Annotated in this window: 18 protein-coding genes and 1 pseudogene; 3 read left to right on the top strand and 16 right to left on the bottom strand. The window is 59.3% G+C overall.

Features of this window, described 5'->3' with window-relative positions; translation table 11 throughout:
* Positions 1-62 precede the first annotated feature (62 nt).
* From QA646_RS24405 to QA646_RS24395, 3 genes are all read right to left on the bottom strand, one after another.
* Complete coding sequence (locus tag QA646_RS24405; RefSeq protein WP_283059315.1) at positions 63-890, bottom strand: nickel-binding protein; 828 nt, start codon at positions 888-890, stop codon at positions 63-65.
* 97 nt (positions 891-987) lie between these two features.
* The gene (locus tag QA646_RS24400) at positions 988-1809 is read right to left on the bottom strand and encodes an SDR family oxidoreductase (protein WP_283059314.1); all 822 of its coding nucleotides are present in this window, start codon (positions 1807-1809) and stop codon (positions 988-990) included.
* 93 nt (positions 1810-1902) lie between these two features.
* Positions 1903-3096 (bottom strand): phytanoyl-CoA dioxygenase family protein, encoded by a 1194-nt coding sequence (locus QA646_RS24395; RefSeq protein WP_283059313.1) that lies wholly within the window; start codon positions 3094-3096, stop codon positions 1903-1905.
* Between the two features lie 94 nt (positions 3097-3190).
* Here QA646_RS24395 and QA646_RS24390 point away from each other — a divergent pair, with 94 nt between their 5' ends.
* Positions 3191-4213 (top strand): LacI family DNA-binding transcriptional regulator, encoded by a 1023-nt coding sequence (locus QA646_RS24390; RefSeq protein WP_283059312.1) that lies wholly within the window; start codon positions 3191-3193, stop codon positions 4211-4213.
* Positions 4214-4217: 4 nt separating this feature from the next.
* Here the strand turns inward: QA646_RS24390 and QA646_RS24385 are convergent, their stop codons facing one another.
* The 3 genes from QA646_RS24385 to QA646_RS24375 all read right to left on the bottom strand — a co-directional run bounded on the left by QA646_RS24385 (position 4218) and on the right by QA646_RS24375 (position 7037).
* Positions 4218-4892: an HAD family hydrolase gene (locus QA646_RS24385; protein ID WP_283059311.1), complete on the bottom strand. Its 675-nt coding sequence runs from the start codon at positions 4890-4892 to the stop codon at positions 4218-4220.
* 160 nt (positions 4893-5052) lie between these two features.
* The gene (locus tag QA646_RS24380) at positions 5053-5928 is read right to left on the bottom strand and encodes an aldo/keto reductase family oxidoreductase (RefSeq protein WP_283059310.1); all 876 of its coding nucleotides are present in this window, start codon (positions 5926-5928) and stop codon (positions 5053-5055) included.
* A gap of 119 nt (positions 5929-6047) precedes the next feature.
* Entirely contained in the window at positions 6048-7037 is a 990-nt protein-coding gene (locus QA646_RS24375; protein WP_283059309.1) for a mannonate dehydratase, read from the bottom strand.
* 112 nt (positions 7038-7149) lie between these two features.
* Between QA646_RS24375 and QA646_RS24370 the strand changes: the two genes are divergently transcribed.
* Positions 7150-7913 (top strand): IS5 family transposase gene (locus QA646_RS24370; protein ID WP_283055990.1). Its coding sequence is split into 2 segments (ribosomal slippage): positions 7150-7480 and positions 7480-7913, totalling 765 coding nucleotides; the frame shifts between segments, so codons are not numbered across the junction.
* 155 nt (positions 7914-8068) lie between these two features.
* On the opposite strand, the gene QA646_RS24365 is transcribed toward QA646_RS24370, so the two are convergent.
* On the bottom strand, positions 8069-8461 hold the full coding sequence (locus QA646_RS24365) for a hypothetical protein (protein WP_283059308.1): 393 nt from the start codon (positions 8459-8461) through the stop codon (positions 8069-8071).
* 202 nt (positions 8462-8663) lie between these two features.
* Here QA646_RS24365 and QA646_RS24360 point away from each other — a divergent pair, with 202 nt between their 5' ends.
* Positions 8664-9044, top strand: coding sequence for a hypothetical protein (locus tag QA646_RS24360; protein ID WP_283059307.1), 381 nt, complete (start codon positions 8664-8666; stop codon positions 9042-9044).
* 12 nt (positions 9045-9056) lie between these two features.
* Here QA646_RS24360 and ugpC read toward each other — a convergent pair whose 3' ends face one another.
* The 9 genes and pseudogenes from ugpC to QA646_RS24315 form a co-directional block, all read right to left on the bottom strand.
* The gene (gene ugpC / locus QA646_RS24355; protein ID WP_283059306.1) at positions 9057-10121 is read right to left on the bottom strand and encodes a sn-glycerol-3-phosphate ABC transporter ATP-binding protein UgpC; all 1065 of its coding nucleotides are present in this window, start codon (positions 10119-10121) and stop codon (positions 9057-9059) included.
* Positions 10122-10143: 22 nt separating this feature from the next.
* A complete protein-coding gene (locus QA646_RS24350; protein ID WP_283059305.1) occupies positions 10144-11658 on the bottom strand; it encodes a DUF5060 domain-containing protein in 1515 nt (504 codons plus the stop codon).
* Between the two features lie 38 nt (positions 11659-11696).
* Positions 11697-12584 carry a carbohydrate ABC transporter permease gene (locus tag QA646_RS24345; RefSeq protein WP_283059304.1) on the bottom strand — a complete coding sequence of 296 codons (888 nt, stop codon included), beginning with the start codon at positions 12582-12584 and terminating at the stop codon, positions 11697-11699.
* A pseudogene (locus QA646_RS24340) lies at positions 12581-13480 on the bottom strand (sugar ABC transporter permease); the annotation flags it as partial. The gene QA646_RS24345 and the pseudogene QA646_RS24340, both read right to left, overlap by 4 nt.
* A 94-nt stretch (positions 13481-13574) precedes the next feature.
* Entirely contained in the window at positions 13575-14828 is a 1254-nt protein-coding gene (locus tag QA646_RS24335; protein WP_283059303.1) for an extracellular solute-binding protein, read from the bottom strand.
* An 80-nt stretch (positions 14829-14908) separates the two neighbouring features.
* Positions 14909-15553: a dihydroxyacetone kinase subunit DhaL gene (dhaL, locus tag QA646_RS24330; protein ID WP_283059302.1), complete on the bottom strand. Its 645-nt coding sequence runs from the start codon at positions 15551-15553 to the stop codon at positions 14909-14911.
* Positions 15550-16569, bottom strand: a complete 1020-nt coding sequence (locus QA646_RS24325; protein ID WP_283059301.1) for a dihydroxyacetone kinase subunit DhaK — start codon at positions 16567-16569, stop codon at positions 15550-15552. The genes dhaL and QA646_RS24325 overlap by 4 nt, the downstream gene beginning before the upstream one ends.
* A gap of 58 nt (positions 16570-16627) precedes the next feature.
* The gene (locus QA646_RS24320) at positions 16628-18508 is read right to left on the bottom strand and encodes a hypothetical protein (RefSeq protein ID WP_283059300.1); all 1881 of its coding nucleotides are present in this window, start codon (positions 18506-18508) and stop codon (positions 16628-16630) included.
* Positions 18505-19539: a Gfo/Idh/MocA family oxidoreductase gene (locus tag QA646_RS24315; RefSeq protein ID WP_283059299.1), complete on the bottom strand. Its 1035-nt coding sequence runs from the start codon at positions 19537-19539 to the stop codon at positions 18505-18507. Before QA646_RS24315 ends, QA646_RS24320 begins: the two co-directional genes overlap by 4 nt.
* Between the last annotated feature and the right edge of the window lie 3 nt (positions 19540-19542).

Below are 19542 nucleotides of genomic sequence, written 5' to 3'. Positions count from 1 at the left end.
TAAGGTCGGCTCGCCGACGTGTTCTGCTGCGAAGGAAGTTCCCGCATGTTGAGGAAGTTCGACTATTGGATGGCGGCTTTGCACCAGTCGCATTGGAAGACCAGGACAGGCTTCGAAAAACCCTTCAGCCGCCGGTGGGTCGCATGCGCGAAGAAATCGGCGGTGCCGTATTCTCGGAAAATGCTTTCCGATACAAGGATCTGGTCGGCGGAGGCCGAGGCGCACAATCGTGCTGCAAGTTGAACAGTCGAACCGAACAAGTCGTTGCTGTCCTCGACGGGCTCGCCGCAATCCAAGCCGATGCGTATGTGAAGCGGCTCGATGTTGCCCTGGTTGTAACGCTCGAATCCCTGTTGGATCGCGATTGCGCAATCGACGGCAGCAGTCGTCGAGACGAACGTCGCCATGATCCCATCGCCGGTGTGTTTCACCTCGCGGCCGGAACAACGGGCGAGGCATCTGCGCACAACGGCGTCGTGGGCCCTCACCAGTTCGGTCGCCATCCGGTCGCCGAGACGGGATGTCATTTCGGTCGAGCCGACGATGTCGGTGAACAAAATCGCCCTGTGAGCGGCATCCATTTCGACAGAAGACTGTTCGGATGCCGGCTCTGGATCGTGAATTCGGCCGAGAAAAGCCTCGACCGCCGATAAGGCGACTTCGACAACCTCACCGGCAACGAAGCCGTGCGCCTCACGGTGCACGCATTGAGCCGTTTGCGCGTCGGGCGCGTCCATCAGGCAAAATGCAGTTCCGCGCCGCTCGTCGAACCAGTAGGTGAGGAACTTGACCCCGTAGCGATCTTGAATGTCGAGATCCTTGCGGTGTGCTTCGGCAATATCAGCCGCAGTGATCCCCTCCAGATCATGCCGATCCATGAAGATAGCCATCACACTCTCCGCTGAAATCCCCCACACATATATAAGATTACTCTAAAGTCTCGACGGAGCCCAGCCTATCCCATAGGGCGATCCGCTTTCGCGATTTTCAGAGGGCCGCTGTCGGATGCGGCGATCCGTCGTAAGCGCCCCAGATCGACTGGTCGAAACAGATGACGGAGCCGGTCATGAGGCCGGATTCGGCGGATGACAGATAGGCGCAGGCGCGGGCCACCTCCTGCGGGTCGACCAGACGGCCGAAAGGCTGGCTTGCCGCTGCCTTTGCCAGCCAGTCGGCGGGCGCGTCATGATATTCCTTCTGGATCCGGTCTTCACCCTCTGAGGCCATCCAGCCGATATTGAGGCCATTGACGCGGATGCGGTTGCGCAGCAGTGCGTAGGCGGTATTTTTCGTCAGCGTCTCCAGCGCGCCTTTCGAGGCGCAATAGGCGGCGATGAAGGGCTGGCCGGCCTTGGCCGACATCGAACCGATATTGACGATCGTGCCTTCGATCTTCTCGCGCCGCATGACCTTGACGGTTTCCTGCATCAGGAAGAAGGGTGCGCGGACATTGACGGCGAACATGGCGTCGAAAAGCTCGGGGCTGGTATCCAGAATGGTACCGCGGTCAGTAATGGCGGCGGCATTCACCAGCGCATCGACGCGGCCGAAAGTCTGGTCGCAGACATGCACGACGTTCCGCGCCTCTTCGACATCGCCGAGATCGGCTTCGACGTAGACAACCTTCGTGCCTGTTGCAGACGAGATTTCCTCGGCCTTGGCTTTGCCCTTCGCCTCGTTGCGGCCGCAGATGACGATGCCCTTGGCGCCGCGATCGGCAAAGAGGCGGGCGATGGTGGCGCCGAGCCCTTGTGTGCCGCCGGTGACGATTGCGATCTTGCCGTCGAGACGGCTGTGGTCTGTGCTCATGTGGTTCCTCCCAGACATGGTTTGATGCGATATGCGGCGAGCCCCTCGCGATGCGAGAGGCCTGATTTTGTTGAATGATGCGCCTCAACGCTGTCAGGTCAGCTTCTTTTCCGCCTGCTCTGCAAGCGCCTTGCTGAAAGCCTCATCACTCCAGTTCCCCTCAAGCGCCTCATGCATCAGTTGCGCCTGCGTCTTTGGGGCGAGGCCGCCAATGGGCGGGTCGCGGTCGAGGTTGGTGGGGAAGGAATAGCCCTCGGCGCAGGCGGCAATGGCGTTCGACACTTCAGTTTCCGAGAGCTTGCCCAATGATTTCAACGCCTTCAGCGCTGGAAACAGGCGGGCGCTCATACGCTGGCGGTTGACCGTCTCCATGGCGCGGCCGAAGGCGGAGGAAACCTGCAAAAGGTTTGCCACGCGCTTGATATCGGCAGAGCAATTATTGCCGGCCGCGTGGAAAAGGGCAGGGTTAAAGAAAACGACGTCGCCTTTTTCGAGCGGAAGCTGAACATGGTTGCGATCGAAATAATCGCGGAACTCCTGGCGCTTCAGCGCGAGATAGCCGGGCACGTAGGTTTGGCTGTGTGGCAGGAAAAGCGTCGGCCCGCTTTCGAGCGGCATGTCGCAATGGGCGACTGCGCCCTGCAACGTCAGAACCGGCGAGAGCTTGTGCACATGGGCGGGGAACTGTTCGATCACTTTCGGCGACTGGAAACCGAGATGATAGTCGCGGTGAGCGGATTGTGCTGCACCGCCCGGATTGACGCGATTGACCTGCGCCGTCATCTGATAACTCGGCCCGAGCCAGGCTTCGCTGGCAATGGCGACAATGGCATTGCCATAATATTCCGCGAAGTTTTCTGGATCGGCGAGGCAATGTTTTTCCAGCGAATTCCAGATACGGTCGTTGGCGCCGGGCTTGGCGAAATGGTCTCCGCCGCCGGTGGCTGTGCGATGCTGCTCCTCGATGATCTCGTTGAAAATAGCGCTGGCGCGATCGATGACGGATGTGTCTTCATATGCACGCTTGAAGACGACGACGCCTGGGCCTTCACCGAAGGCTTCGCAGATTTCGGCGAGCACAGCGCGGCGACCTTGAGGGGTGGCAATGGCCGTCAGCACTTTGCGGCTGTCGTAGATCAGGACATTCTTCTCGACATGATCGGCGGTCGGATAGTCTGAAAGCGTTGTGGTTTTTTCGGCGAGCGCGCGAAAATCGTCGAGGTCACAGGCGTCCTCGGTCAGCCACACTCGGTCGGCGCGCAGTTTTTGAAGATTGTCTGATTTCATCGGATGCTCCTCCATCTCTGATGAAGGCACTATACGGCAGATGCTGGTGTGTTATAGATCACAAATCCATCAAAAAACCATCAGAATGAACCGCATGTCGCATCCATTTCTCGTCAAGGACATCGCCTTTCAAGCCGGGCTTAGCACCGCCACCGTCGACCGAGTGCTGAACGGACGGGCAGGCGTGCGGCGGCAGACGGAGATGCGGGTGAAGGCGGCAATTGCCGAGCTCGAAAAGCAGCAGGCGGGTGTCGCGGCGAGCGGACGAACGCTGGCGATCGATATCGTCATGGAGACGCCGGAGCGCTTTTCCAATGCCGTACGAGCCGCTTTCGAAGCGGAAGTGGCGACCTTTCTGCCGACGGTCTTCCGCTGCCGTTTTCATTTTGCGGAAGTCATGAAGCCGGTTGAAATGGTGCAACTGCTCGATCGCATTCGGCTCAGAGGCACCCACGGGATTGTGCTGAAGGCTCCGGATATTCCCGAGATTGCGGCTGCAGTCGAGCGTGCGACCAATGCCGGGATCACTGTCGTTACATTGGTAACTGACCTCCCAAATTCTTCGCGCGCAGTTTACGCAGGCGCCGACAATCGTGCCGCCGGCGAGACGGCGGCCTATCTTGTTGGGAATTGTTTTGATGGGGCCGTCGCCAAGGTGCTCGTGACGCTGTCAAGCGGCCGCTTTCGCGGCGAGGAGGAGCGGGAGATCGGTTTTCGCCGCGTTCTTCGCGAGCGTTATCCGCAGATCGGTGTTGCCGAAATCAGCGAGGGTCACGGCGCCGACGCTGCCACAGGCATCCTTGCCGCCCGCGCCATCGCGGCGGATGCGATGATCAATGCGGTCTATTCCATTGGCGGCGGAAACAGGGCCGTACTCGCCGCCTTCGAGGAGGCCGGCAGGCAAATCCGCATTTTTGTCGCGCACGATCTCGATGCCGACAATCGCGCTCTGCTTGCCGGTGGTAAGATCGGTTTTGTGTTGCATCACGACCTGCGAACGGATGCGCGTTCGGCATTTCGAGCCATTATGAGCGGCCTCATGAAGGAGCGTGTCGCGCCGGCCATGCTGTCCGCAGTGGAAATTATCACACCCTATAATATGCCTGCGGGGAACTGACCCGTCAGCGCCGTCCGCCCACTTCATCGATATGATAGAGCAGGTCGGCCGGATCTTCATAGACGCGGATCGCCCCGGCATCCCTGAGTTCTTCCTGGCCATAGCCGCCGCTCAAGAGGCCGACACCGAGCGCCCTGCAACGCGTCGCCGCAAGCATGTCCCAAATGGCGTCTCCAACGACAATCGAATTCTCTATCGCGACGCCCAGGGCTTCGGCTGCGGCAATGAAGAGGTCAGGGTCGGGCTTGGCATATTTGACCTTGTCCCGGGTGATGACTGGAAACGCTTCCGGGTCGACCCCCAAGGCGGCGATATTGACCGCCGCCGTCTCCATGCGGCCGCTTGTGGCGATTGCGAAGGGAATGTTGGCCTCCGAAAGCCATTGGAGAAGTTCGCTTGCGCCGGGAAGAGGACGTATTTGCGCGCCGAGCCGGCGATAGGCTTCGGCGTGAAGTTGCCGTAACCGCTCATTTTTCTTATCGGTTATTTCGATGCCGGTTTCACGGAGCAGCTGATAGGTGAACAGCCCGCCGCTCATTCCGATTTTTCGATGGATCCGCCATATCGAGAGGTCTATGCCCTCGGCATCCAAGGCTTCTTTCCAGGCAAGCACATGCTGATAGACGCTGTCTACCAACGTGCCGTCAAGATCGAATAGAAAGGCATGTTCAATGCGCATTGAGCCCTCCATACTCCAAATCTAGGGGCGGAGCGAAAGGCATCAATGGGAAAAAGTGTAGAAGAGACTTTCTGCTATCTGCCGTTAAGTTCGACGCCTCTGCTACGCCACGTGTGAAGACCTGGCGTAGCATCGGATCGCCGGCGGCGCTCTGATACCGCTAGGAGGCAATATTCGCCATGTGGTCCAGCTCCTTGACAAGGTCATCCGGCAACATGAGCCCCGGCGCGGCGAGGTTCTCTCGCAGATGACCAACGGACGAAGTGCCCGGAATTAAAAGAATGTTTGGCGCGCGACGCAGCAGCCAGGCGAGCGCCACTTGCATGGGTGTGGCTCCGAGGCGTGCGGCGACATCAGACAGAGTGGACGACTGCAGCGGCGTGAATCCGCCAAGCGGAAAGAACGGCACGTAGGCGATGCCGTCGCGGGCAAGATCGTCGATCAGGGCGTCGTCGGCCCGATGCGCCAGATTGTACTGGTTTTGCACACAGACGATCTCTGTGATTCCGCGGCCTTCGGCGATCTGCCTGGGTGTGACGTTGCTCAGCCCGATGTGACGGACCAGACCTTGCCGTTGGAGATCGGCCAAGACTGTCAAAGGCGTTTCGATCGACCCTTCGGCAGGGCCATGCACGTCGAACATGATCCGAAGGTTGACCACATCAAGCACATCCAGGCTGAGATTGCGGAGATTGTCGTGCACTGCCTTTGTCAGATCTTCGCGGGAGAAGGCCGGGTTCCATGATCCGTCCGCGCCGCGCCGCGCGCCGATCTTGGTGACGATGACCAGATCGTCGCGATAGGGATGAAGCGCTTCACGGATGATTTGGTTGGTAACATGCGGACCATAGAAGTCGCTGGTGTCGATGTGATTTACACCACTTGCGACTGCCTCGCGCAGCACTGCCAACGCCGCTTCATGATCCCGAGGCGGGCCAAACACACCAGGCCCCGCGAGCTGCATAGCGCCGTAGCCGAGCCGCTTCACGCTGCGGTCGCCGAGGGTGTATGTACCGGACTGATCGATAATGGACATGACCTAACTCCTTTCAAGAGATGACAGGAAGATAGGCGCTGTAGTCGTGCATGAAAATCCGATGCAATCAGTACGGCTTGTGCGGAAAAGCGAACAATGGAAGCCGGTCGATCTGATCTCTAGCGGTTAGGTAACCCTAAGGTTTCCAGAACCTGCAACATGGCGGCAATGTAGCCATAGGTGAAAGCGAAGGCGGTGTTTTCCGGGTCGCGTCCTGAAACGCGCGGCACATGATCCGGCATGATCATGTATTGATAGCCGACGTCGGCGTAGGTCTTCAGCGAACGCCACATGTCCATGTCGCCTTCCTCCGGAAAGGTCTCCATGAAGGAGAGCTTGCGGCCGCGGATATTGCGAAAGTGGACGTTGAAGAGCTTGCCTCTTATGCCAAACCAGCGGATGACGTCGAAAATTTCCTCGGCCGGATTATCGAGCATCTCGCCGACTGTGCCCTGGCAAAAGTTCAGCCCATGGTAGGGGCTCTCGTGCATCTGAACAAACTTCTTCAGGCCTTCGATGCTGCCGAGAACGCGTGTGACCCCGCGATAACCGGGCGGCGTGTATGGATCGTGCGGATGGCAGGCAAGCCGCACTTTGCAGGATTCGGCGACCGGAACGACACGTGAGAGGAAATAATCGATACACTCCCAGTTTTCCTCCTCGCTGAGGACGCCGGCGATCGAAAGCGGCGCATCGTGATCGGCCTTGTCCCAGCGAAAGGCCTCGTTTCTCGACCCGCCGCGACCGATTTCCAATTCGGTGCGTGGGATGCCGATAATGTTCAGATTGTACTTGACGGAGGGAATGCCGACGGCGGCGGCATTCTCGATCAAGCGGCAGATGGAGTCGATCTGGCGGTCGCGGTTCGGCCCGGCCGTCAGGATGTCCGGGCTGTGTTGCTCCTCGATCACCCGTGAGCTCATCGGGAGTTGGATCATATCGAGGATGAGACCGAAACTCTCGATATGCTCACGGTGGGCTTTCAGAATATCGAGCGTCCAGTCGTGCGGATTTCCGGCGGGATCGGCATTGACGTGCCTGACGCCCAACTGCGCCATGACGCGATAATCATCATCGTCCCGCGCCTGAAACTGCGTACCGAGATACATATGAAATCCTCTCCTCGAATCTCTTGGATGCTAGGCTGTAGTGACGAATTAAGGAATTGGGGTTCCGTTTTGGGAGCAAATCAGATTCAACGCTGACTTTTGGAGGTCGGCGATGGATGGTGAAATTCTTCGAGATGATCAATGGGAGCGTCTGAAGCCGTTCGTTCCCGGCGGGCGCAAAGGTCGACGCGGCCCCCGCAGCGACGGGCGCCGGTTCTTCGATGCGATCTTGTGGCTGGCCCGATCCGGTGCACGTTGGCGTGACTTGCCTGAAGATCGTTTCGGCCCCTATCAGACGGTCAAACGACGTTACTATCGCTGGATCGAACAGGGCGTATTCGACCGGATTTTCGAAGCGGTGACAGCCGCTCCGGACATGGAGTGGCTGTCGATCGATGCCACGGTGATCCGGGCGCAGGCACAAGCGGCTGGCGGGCGCCGTAAAAGGGGGGAACGAAAGCCCAGGCTCTCGGTCGTTCCCGTGGCGGATTTGGTAGCAAAATCCATGCAGTAGTGGATGCACTCGGGCTACCGGTTCGTTTCCACCTTGGCCCAGGCCAGCAGAACGATATGGCGCCGGCCTGTGATCTCGTGCGGGGATTGCCTGCCAACCAGGTGCTCGCTGACCGCGCCTACGATGCCGACAGCCTGCACGACATCATCCTTGACCAAGGCGGCGAGCCGGTCATCCCGCCGCGTCGTCATCGCAAGTATCAGCATGGCTATGATCGCATTGCTTATAAACAGCGATGGGGCATCGAGAGCTTCTTTGCCAAGCTCAAACAGTGGCGTCGCATCGCAACGCGATACGACAAACTCGCCGCCAACTTCCTCGGCTTCATCAAGATCGCAAGCATCATGATCTGGCTTAAATAGTTAAATCGTCACCACAGCCTAGAGCACTTCCAGGAAAAGTGCGAAGCGGTTTTCCGTCTGGAATGCGTAAAAACAAAGGGATAGGGTGCGCGAATTCATTCCCGCAAAATGCATTCACGGCAATCCGCCGCGGTTACTTTCCGGCTGGAACTTCCTTAGCGGATCGAACTGAGCAGTATCGAGGTTGCGGCAAGATTGTCGATAAGCACCGTTACCGCATAACAGGCGACAAGCAGTTGAACTGAAAAGCTCAGTATAGGTCTCCAGTCACGGGCAGCGGGATTCCGATTGCCGGTTGCTGTGGAGGAGGTCTCGATATCGAGGGGCTCGGCTTCCATGGTCTTGGCGCCGAAAACCAGAAGCATGAGAATGTTGAAAATGATGAACTGACGGGGACTCGCGCCAATCGTGCAGAAAATCAGATTGCAGCACAGGCAGAGGCTACAGAGATAGACACGTTTCTGGCTGCCGAGAAAGCGCTTAAGAACGGTCGATCCATTCAAAATTGGACCCGGATTGCTCTGTCCCGCATTGCTGGTTGGCTTCACATTCTGCCTCCTTGCTCGAATCGAGCAGGCAGAGGAAACCAGCTTTTACTGACCGCATGTGTTGCATTATATTGCGGCAAATTCTTTTAGTTTGCGGCGGCCAAGTCCTTCGCTGCGAGCTGCAGATGCTTCACGCCGCTGAAACAAAACGCAACAAGATACAACACTGCGTTACACCGAAAAGCACTATGTTCGGCCGAGTTTGAATGAGAGGTCGCTGGATGCTTTTAGATTCTCCTTCAGAGCCGGTCAGGCGGATGTGCTGATCTGCCTCGACAATCCGCAGGTCGCCACGCGTATCGGCTCGGTCCTGTCCGCCCGCGGGCTGACGGTTGCGGCCGTTCCGGCTTCCGGGATGGATGCGGAATTCGAACCGAGAGGTTGCCAGGTTGTCGTGACGCATACGGCGATGATCGGACGGGTGCGCAGCCGCCTGCACTTGCCGGTGGTCAATGTCGAAGCGTTCATATTCGAGCGGCCGGATCATTCCACTACGGGAGCGCCAAAGCAGTTCGATGGCGCTGCCTTCGTAAAACGTGTCCTGACGGTGATGAGCGATGCCGAGAGGCGCGCGCCGCGATAATGACGCGAATTCCTACAGGCGCTGCTGGGTTCCTTTGTCGAAGAAGTGGACGTTCGACGATCTGAGAGAGAGGTTCACCATCTGATCAGGCGTCAATTCCGCGCGTTCGCGCATGACCCATGTCAGTTCACGCCCTTCCAGATCGAGTGCCACATGCGTCTCCGAGCCTGTCGGCTCGACGACAGTAACCTTGGCTGGCACGCCGCCCTCGCGGGCAAAGGTTATGTCCTCCGGACGGATGCCGATGACGACCTCTCTGCCGTCCGATTGATCCGGAGCTGCTGACAGTTCGATCGCAGCGCCGCTCTGCAGCAGCAGCCTCGGATTCGATCCGCCGGCAAGCCTGCCTTCCAAGAAGTTCATCGCCGGCGACCCAAGGAAGCCCGCTACGAAAATATTTCTTGGCCGGTCGTAAAGCTCGAGCGGCGTTCCGATCTGCTCGACTTTCCCGCCCTGCAGCACGACGATCTTGTCGGCCATGGTCATCGCTTCGATCTGGTCATGCGTGACATAGACGATCGTTGTCTTCAGCCGCTGATGCAGCGCCTTGATTTCGGCGCGCATCTTGACGCGCAATTTGGCATCGAGGTTGGAAAGCGGTTCGTCGAACAGGAAGACCTTGGGATCGCGCACGATGGCGCGCCCCATGGCGACGCGCTGGCGCTGGCCGCCCGAAAGCTGCGCCGGCTTGCGGCCGAGCAGCGGCTGCAGGCCAAGGATCTTTGCCGCCTCGCCGACTTTCCGGTCGATTTCTGCACGCTTTACGCCGGCAAGTTCCAGTGCAAAGCCCATGTTCTGCGCGACCGTCATCTGCGGATAAAGCGCGTAGTTCTGGAAGACCATCGCGATGTCGCGATCCTTTGGCGGCAGGTTGTTGACCGTACGGCCGCCGATCGAGATTTCGCCGCCGGTGATTTCCTCCAGCCCAGCAATCATCCGCAGAAGGGTCGACTTGCCGCAGCCCGACGGCCCCACGAGAATGACGAATTCGCCGTCCGAAATATCGACATCGACGCCATGGATGATATCCACCGCTCCATAGGATTTCCTGACGTTCTTGATGGCCAATCCGGACATGAAATTCCTCCTGTAGACCCGATCAGTTCTTCTTGCGGATGCGAAGGGCCTGGTATGGCCTACCCGGCAGTTCGACGCCGAAGGCCGCATCCGCCTTGCCGCCGCGTACGATCGGGCCGTGCCGGGTGGGATGCGGGATCGGAGCTTCGACTTTCTTGGCGGGCGTGCTCGTCATTTCCCAGGTGTCGATGATGTCGACATCGTAATCGCTGCCGTCTTTGGGCAGGCCAGTCGACCAGACGACGGGCTGGTGTTCGCCGAGGTAGATGTAGCTGATATCACCGTCGCGTGCGCCGGAAACGCGGGTCCAAGGCCATTCGCCGAAGGACGCCATCGGCTCGAGACCATTGACGACATCCTGCTCCAGCAGATCGCGCAGGAAGCCGATGCGCTTCCATGCCTCGCCGCGGAGCTCGCCGCCCTTGGCCCACCAGATGAGATCCTGCGGATGCGAATAGGTTTCGCCATGGCCGGCATAGCCGCCGCGCGTCACCGTGATCCAGAAGCGATGCACCAGCTCCTGTGCCGTCAGGTTGCCCCAGGATTGGATGATGTTGCCTTCATATTCCGGCTCGTCGTTGACGACGGGCTTGCCATAGGCTTCACGCCATTCCTGCGTGCGCTTCACATCCCAGTTCTGGATGCAGGTATGCGTCACCCAGGGCTTGCGATGATCGAAGTTCATCGTCGGCTCGCCGTTATGGATGGACTTCAGGTGGCCGTAGGGATCGTTCTCTTCGAGAATATGGAAATAGCGGTCCCACTGCTGCAGCGGCTTGGTGTCGAGGAGGAAGTCGTATTCGTTGGCGAGCGCCCACCAGACGTTCCGGTAGGCGGCAAGCCGCGCGGCGAGATAGGCGACATAGCGGAAGTCCTGCTCTGCCGACATGTCGGCATAGCCCCAGCGATCATAGGGATGGAACATGATAATATCGGCTTCGATACCAAGCTCGCAAAGCGCGGCCACCTGCTTTTCGAAGTGCCGAAAGAGAACGGGGTTCGGCCTGTCGAAATCCTCTTTGCCGTCGGCACCCTTTTCGAAGCAGGGGTAAAGCGGCTCATTGACGTTGTAGGGATAGTCCTTTGGGAAGACGCCCATGCGGATCTTGTTGAAGCGCGACTTCTTCAGCGTCTCCAGCGTCTGTGCCTGCATCTCCAATGGCTGATGCGTCCAGGCATAGCAGGTCGTGCCGAACGAGAGGAAAGGCTTGCCGTCGGCATAGGCGAAGTGGAACTTGTTGCGCACATGCACCGGGCCGTGATTGCTCTCAGACGGCTTGGTCGCGACGAACGAGCCGGTCTTGCCATTTAGGTCTGCCGTCTTCGAGCGCGTGCGGAAGAACCATTCCCCTTCATTGTCGGGCATGAAGCGCACGCGATAGACGCCGTCGCCATCATAGAAGCCGGGCACGCGGATTTCGCGGCTGTTCTGGCTGAACACGGCATCGAATGCCACGTCGAGATAGGGATTGCCGCCCGAAGGGCCGTTGAAAGCCGCCTCGAAGACGCCCCATTTTTCGACGGTTGCACTGGACATGATATTCTCCTCGAAAGACTTGCCAATTCGGTTGATGATCAGCCCTTGACAGCGCCGGAGGTGAGGCCGGAGACGAAGTAGCGCTGAAAGATGAGGTAGACGAGCGTCGCCGGCAGCACGGTCATGACGATCGCCGCATTCAACTGCCCGTAATCATTGGAAAACTGCCCCTGGAACGACATGAGCCCGAGCGGCAGCGTCCACATGTGCTGATCCTGCAGAAGCACCAGCGCCATTGCGAATTCATTCCATGTGGAAACGAAATCCAGGATCAACAGCGCCGCAAGCACCGGCAGGCAGACCGGCAGAAATATCCGGCGGAAGATGGTGAAATGGCTTGCGCCGTCGATCAGCGCGGCTTCCGACAGCTCTTTCGGAATGCCTCTGAAGAAGCCATGCAGAATGAAGACCTGATAGGGCACGCCGAAGGCGATGTAGGGGAGGATCACGCCGGGATAGGTATCGATGAGGCCCAGCGAGTTGACCAGCGTAAACAGCGGCGCCAGCATGACCTGAAAGGGGATCATCGTGCCGAAGACGACGAGGAGCAGCAGTACTTTGCTGAACCTCAGCCGGATCTTAGCAAGCGCATAGGCCGCCATCGCCGACAGGATGAGCCCGAGCGGCACTTTGATCACGGTGATAATCGTGCTGTTCAGGAAGGCGCTGGCAAAATTGCCGCGACCCCAGGCGCTCGAATAGTTGTCGAAGGCCGGATTGAGCGGTGGCACGAAGGCGCCCGTCGTCGTCACATCGGCCTGCGTTTTCAGCGACGTGAAGACGATGAAGACGAAGGGCGCAAGCCAGATCGCGGCGACCAGGAGCAGAGCGATCCACAAGCCGATCAGGACAGGATCGCGCTTGCGCTTTGCGGGGATGACGGTCTCGAAGCCGTCCGACATGGATGTTGCCGATGCAGCCGTCATTGTTCGGCCTCCTCATGCTTCTGCGTCCATCGCAGGTAGGGAATGACGATGGCGATGGTGATGAGCAGCAGAACGACGGAGATCGCAGCGCCGCGGCCGAAATCGAAGATCTGCATGGCCTGCGTGAAGGCCCAGAGCGCCAGCATCTGCGTGGATTGCGCCGGTCCCCCACCCGTCAGGCCATAGACGATGTCGAAGGCCTTTAGCGACGAGATGACTGATAGCACCAGGACGATCGTCAGCGTGGTGCGCAGTGCGGGGAGGGTGACATAGCGGAAAATGTTCCAGCGACCGGCGCCATCGATGCGTGCGGCCTCGACCAGCGTCTGTGAAACATTCTGCAGGCCCGCGAGAAACAGGACCATGGAGAAGCCGACGGATTGCCAGAGATAGGCGACGAAGACCGAATAGAGCGCAATGTCCTTATTGCCGAGCCAGTCCTGGATCCAGTCCTGCAGCCCCATCGAGGTCAGGATCTCGGTGAAGAGGCCGAAAAAGGGATCGTACATCCACTTCCACATGGTCGCGACCGCGATCGGGGCGATGATGACCGGAAGATAGAAAATCGCCCGGAAGGTATTGCGGGCGAAAAGCTTCTGGTTGAGGCTCAGCGCCAGCAGCAGGCCGATCATTGGCGGAAAAATCACGCACATGATCGTCCAGATCACAGTGTTGCGGAAGGCGACCCAGAAGACGGGATCCTGCGTGAAGATATATTGATAGTTCGCCATGCCGACGAACGGGCGCTGGGGATCGAGGCCGTTCCATTTCTGGAAGCTCAGCACCACCACGTTCAGCATCGGATAAAGCGCGAAAATCGCGTAGATCAGCATGGCCGGGGCGAGCAGGATCGCTGCCTGAACGCGCGGGTCATGTGTTCGATTGCGGAATGACATTCTGATTGCTCCCGGCGGCAACTGACGCGTGGGCATCGTATGAGGGAAGCCGTCGCCGCGATTCGCAATCGGAGTGGTGGCTTCCCTCGAGAGATCAGGTGCGACCCGCGATGAAGGTCTGCAACTGCTTGGCAGCATCGGCCGGCTGGATATTGCCGGAAGCGACGTCGTTGATCACCCGGAAGTATTCGGTGGTGACATCGAGCGGGAAGGCTTGATCGCCGTTCATGTAGACCTTGCTGTAGGTCTTGAAGATATCCAGCCATTTCGCCTCGAGCGGCTTCTGGTTGGTGTACTGGACATTCTTGTTGACCGAAATCGAGCTGATCTGCCCGACGAGATCCTGCTGCACCTTGGTCGACAGGAAATAGTCGAGGAACTTGGCAGCGAGATCCGGATCCTTGCTCTTGGTGCTGATGTAATTGTACTCGGCAAAGCCATAGAGACGGTTGGTGTTCGTCGGGAACGGCACGACGCCATAATCGTCGAGGTTGACCTTGCTGCCGCTCAACTGGCTGACCAGCCAGTCGCCTTCGAGCATCATCGCGGCACGGCCGGCAACAAACAGGGTATAGGACTGCTGGTTGCTGATGCCCATGAAGGGCTTCAGCGTGTAGTCCTTGGTCCACTTGGCAAAATCGGTGAAGGCATCGGTCGCGCAGGGCTCTTTGGTCCAATCGGTCTTCATGGCCATCAGCGCGTCGTGCTTATCGGCGCCACATTTGGTTTCAAGCAGCACGTCCATCAGGCGCATGACGTGCCAGTTGACCGAGCCGCCGAAGGTGAAGGCAGGAATGCCAGCCGCCTTGAGCTTGTCGGCCGCCGCCAGCAGTTCCTCGTAGGTCTTCGGCTCCCCAGTGATGCCGGCCTTTTGGAAGAGCTTCTTGTTGTAGTAGATTGCTTCGCCCTTGAAGGTGAAGGGGACGCCATGCTTGCCGCCCGGATAGAGATCGGCAAAGGCAGCAGCAGACGGAAGCAGCTCGTCGTTCCACTTGTACTGCGTATAGTACTTGTCGAGCGGCAGCGACAGGCCGGCCTTCACATATTCGCCGCCGAGACCAAGCCCAGCCCAGCTAAAATAAATATCTGGGCCCTTGCTCGAGCCTGCCGCGACGCGAAGCGCAGTTTTGTGTTCATCGACGCCGCGCTGGACGATTTCGATATGGGTGCCGGGATTGGCCGCCTCGAAATCCGTCGCCACTTTCTTGAGGGCACCGTTTGCCGCGCCGTTGTCGAAATTGAGCGTCCACAGCGTCAGGTCTTCCGCAGCGACATTGGTCGCCGAAAACGCTGCCGCAGCCATCGCAGCGGCAGCGAACCAACGCGCATATTTGGAGTTGATAGCCATCTCCAGTCCTCCTCTGAGCAAAGCTGAGGTGGTTTTGACAAATCGTTATCAACATGTCAACTGGTATGATGAGGTCATCATCACTCTGACGTGAAGTGGGCCTTAAAGCAGGATATAATCACCACAGCCGAGGCCGCTCCCGGATCCATGTGCCCGAGAGCCCGCTCGCCGAGGCGCGATGACCTGCCTTTTGCCGCGATCATATCCTTCGTCGCTTCGGCCCCCGCCTCACCAGCCTTGAGGCCATCAGTGAAACATTCAGCAAGGGGCAAGCCTTGATCCCGGGCGGCTCGACAGGCTGCAGCAGCGGGCGCCCAGGCATCGACCATCGTCTTTTCGCCGAGCTCCGCCTTGCCCCGATCCTGAATGCCCTTGGCAAAGGCCGCAAATACCTCGACCATGTCGTCGTCGTTCAGGGATGGTTTCCCCTTTGCGACTGCGCCTGCGCGCATCAGGGCTGTCGCATAGAGCGGGCCGGAAGAGGCTCCGACAGCATTGAGGAAGGATTTCGCTGCCGTATTGAAGACCAGCGTCGGATCGACAGTCGTGGAATCCAGCTCCGCAACCGCTTTGGCGGCGGCCGAAAAACCGAGCTCCATGGCGATGCCATGATCGGCATCACCGATCACGCCATCGAGCTCGCAGAGGCGATCCTTCTCGCGTGCCATCGCCTCCGCGATCCGCACGAAAAGGGCCTTCAGGTCTTCCGTTGAGACCGTCGTCATTGCAGCGCCTCGCCGGAGCGGAACATCGCGCAATCGCAAGGGTGATCGATCAGCCGCTGCAATTCGTCGTCCAGATGCATCAGCGTAATCGATGCGCCGGCCATCTCCAGCGACGTGCAGTAATTGCCGACCAGCGACAGGTGAATGACAAGGCCTGCATCGTCGAGCATCGCCTTGAGCTTGCGCATCATGATGTAGAGTTCCATGAGCGGCGTCGAACCCAATGAGTTGACGAGTACGGCGACCCGATCGCCACGCGCCGGCTTCATCTCGTCGAGGATCTTGCCGACCAGCTCGCTCGTGACCTCATCCGCGGATCGCATCGGTCCGCGTGCGACGCCCGGCTCGCCGTGGATGCCCATACCGATTTCCATCTCGTCGGGCCCTATCTCGAAGTTCGGTTTCCGTGTCTGCGGCAGGGAGCAAGGCGAGAGCGCGACGCCCATGGTGTAGGTGCGTTCATTGGCGAAGCGTGCAACACGCTCGACGTCGTCAAAGCCGTACATGAGATCGCAGGCCGCACCCGCGGCCTTGAAGATGAAGACGTTGCCGGCGACGCCGCGACGGCGCTCCTTCTGCTCGATGGGTGCGGAGGCGATGTCGTCCGTCGTCAGCACGGTGCGGACCTCGATGTCATCCATGGCGAGCATTTCGGCTGCCATATCGAAATTCATGACATCGCCGGCATAATTGCCATACATGAACAGCACGCCGGCACCACCATTAACGGCTTTGGCGCACTCGATGATCGGATCGGGTGGCGGAGAGGCAAAGACATTGCCGATGGCTGCGGCATCGGCGAGCCCCTTGCCGATATAACCCAGGAAGGTCGGCTCGTGCCCTGATCCGCCGCCAATGACCAGGCTGACCTTGCCGGGCCGCGGCCCCTCATTTGCGACGATGGAGCGCGGCGATCCCTCGACGGCGCGGAGGTGCCGGGGGTGAGCCGCCAGAACGCCCGCCAGCATCTCGTCCACGGCGGCCGCGCCATCATTGATAAGCTTCTTCGTCTTCACGTGAGTCCTCCCGGTCATCTCGTTTCGGAAGACTAAGTTGCCCTTCTCGAATGTCAGGTCAATCCTTCAAAGCGATCGAATGGACGGCAAAAGGCTGCAGCGTCAGGCTGCCGCTCTCGCCTTTCTCGGCGAGGCGGAAGGATCCAAGCTCGACCTGCTGCGCCGTGGCAGTGATGTTCACCAGCAGCATTTGCGGGGCTCCATCAACCGGCGCCGCGACAAAGGAGAGAACGGCAGTCGGATCGGATGAGACGCATTCCCGCCATTGGCTACCAGCAAGCCGGGCAAGCATAGCGACCGTGTTGAAGATCGGGCGCTTGCCGCCGGCTGGAGAGGGTTCGTCCTTGCCGGCGATCAGCCCGAACTGCCCCGTCAGAGCCGAAAGCGTCAGGCATTCCAATCCGGCATCGAGCACTTCAACCGCATAGCCGAGTGCGAAGGCTTCCGCGAAACGGCCATTGTGCCGGGGGTCCCTGTTTGCCATCGGAATGCGGCGACCGCCGAGATTGTCCATGGTCCGGCTGCCATAGGGGTTCTGGCGCATCGGAATGGTGGAGGGGCCGATGCGATAGGGCTTGTCGCCATAGATGGCACGGACCGAGCGGGTGATAAACGGCAGCGCTTCCAACGTCTGCATGACGCTGAGGTCGTCGGCCGCATGGACGATCGGGTTCGTGCAATGGGTGATGAAATCGAGTGGTCCGGAGGGAACGCGCTTGCGATTGAGTTCGGTGAAATAGCTGAGCATGCCGCCGCCAAGCCGCACCTCGGGAAAGGCGGACCGTGCTGCGGCATAGACCTCCTCAAGCGGCGGGCATGCTGGCCATTGACTGCCCGGAGGAGTGGATTGTCTGTCGACGGAAGGGGATACGACGATTGCGTCCGGTTTGAAACCCGCCGCATTCATCCAGGTTGCGATCTCCTGCGCCTCGGCAAGCGGCGACTGACATGGCAATGCGATTTCAAGTGTCGACGTACCGGCGTGCAGCTTTGCAATGGCACCGATCGCTTTGAAGGCGGTAGCGTCATGGCCGGCATTTGGATCGAAATGAAAGAGCAATTCTTGCGGCCCGATCTCCGCCAGTACGTCGCGTGCCTCAAGCGTCGCCTTCGCTTCTTCCGGCGTGATCACCAACCCGATCGACGGCATCGTGCCGCGCTTGTTCCCTTCTGTGATCGTGACCGCGCGGCCTTCAGGCCGGACGGATGCAGGGGCACTCAGCGTTGGCCGCTTGTCGGCAAAGCTCAGGATAATCCGCTGGCTGACAGGTTGGCCAGCCGGTATCTGGTAAGGCCAGGGGAGGGCAAGGGGGCGGACATAGGTTTTATAGGAAGCATCCGACCAATTGCGCTGGTCTTCCATCTCGAAGGTATCGCCTTCCATGCGGCATTCCGCCGTGACATCCGGCATGACAGTATGCGTAATCGCACGCATGTCCTTGAAGGGCTGCCAGGGTTCGATGAGATCGGGAAAGCGCGTGTCCTCGCGGCGACCGTCGACATGCTCCACCGAGACCGGTGTTCCGGCAACGCCGACGATCGGATGCAGTATGCAGAATCCGCAACGGTTCGTCTCGAACCCAGTCTTCGACACCGCTTCCGCTTCGAAGATCAAGGCACCTCCGGTCTTGGCGGAGATATGCATACGGATTTCAAGCGCCGTATCGTCGGGCCCGGTGCAGTGCGCAAGGTAAGCTACCGAAAATCCGTCCTGACCCTGATCGATCTTCAAGTCCGATATTCGCGGAGCGTAAGTGCCCCAATCGCGGTCGCGCACGAGGTAAGAGACGGCGCGGAGCACCTCTTTTCGATCATAGGTGATCGTGCGGAGGTTGCCGTCTTTGAAGTCGACGGCAAGCCTACCGGCGGTAAGCCGCTGCGGCGGCACTTCGGTTTCGCGCGTACCATAAAGTTGAAACGGGTCGATTTCAGCGGTCATCGCAACATTGCCCCAATATCGACTGTCCTCCCGTGAGCGGCACTGTCATAGGCTGCTTCGACAAGGGCAAAGGTCTTCAGATTGTCCGCGCCTGATGTGGACGTTTCGCCGCCGGATGCGAGGCGGTCTGTCCAGTGCTGTTGGATGGCCAGGACACTTTCTTGGATGTTGTGCCACGGGCGGGAAGCCCAGGAGAGTAGCCTGGGCGAGGCATCCGAAACCGCCGTGCCCTCTGCGCTGTTGACCTCGAGACGATAGCCTTGCGAGAGCCGGATCGTTCCCAGCGTTCCGTCGATCTCGATCAGCGTTTCGGGAAAAGGCTCAGTCCCAAGCTTGGTCGCATAGCTGACGTCGACGATCGAGGTCGCGCCATTCTGATGGTCGAGCATGATCGTTGCGACATCTTCGCCCTTGATCTTCGGATTGACCCGTTTGGTGCGCGCGGTGAGTGTCGCGACGTCGCCCAGGATGAAGCGTGCGATATCGAGCGTGTGGATACCAAGATCTTCGATGATGAAGCGCTCGCCCTCGGCAAGATAGGGCTGGCCGGAAAAGACATCATAGCCGGAGCGGAAGGAAAAGCGGCCCCAGAACGGCTCGCCGATCGCGCCCGATTGAAGGACGGCCTTCAATGCCTGGATCGGCGTCTGCCAGCGGAAATTCTCGTGAACCATCAGGGGGATTGCCGCGTCGGCGCAAGCTTTGACCATGGCTTTGGCGTCGCTCAACGTCTTCGCAAAAGGCTTTTGGCAGATGGCCGGGACCTTATGGGCCGCTGCCATTTCCACCAAAGCACGGTGGCTTTGCACCGTTGTCGCGATATCGACAAAATCGAAGCCGCCATCGGCGAAAAGCGCCGCCGCATCGTTGTAGCGGCGCTCGATGCCGAATTGGTCGCCGACAATCTTCAACCGCGCGGGATCACGATCGCAGATCGCGACGATCTCAGCGCCATCGACGTCCTTCCACGCATGCATCTGATTGACCGCGAAGAAGCCGCAGCCGATGAGCGCACCCTTGAGTTCCGCCATATC

This window comes from Rhizobium sp. CB3090 (genome assembly GCF_029714285.1).
GTDB lineage: Bacteria > Pseudomonadota > Alphaproteobacteria > Rhizobiales > Rhizobiaceae > Rhizobium.
The sequence above is the reverse complement of the archived record's forward strand: the minus strand, read 5'-3'. Positions and strand labels throughout refer to the sequence as shown.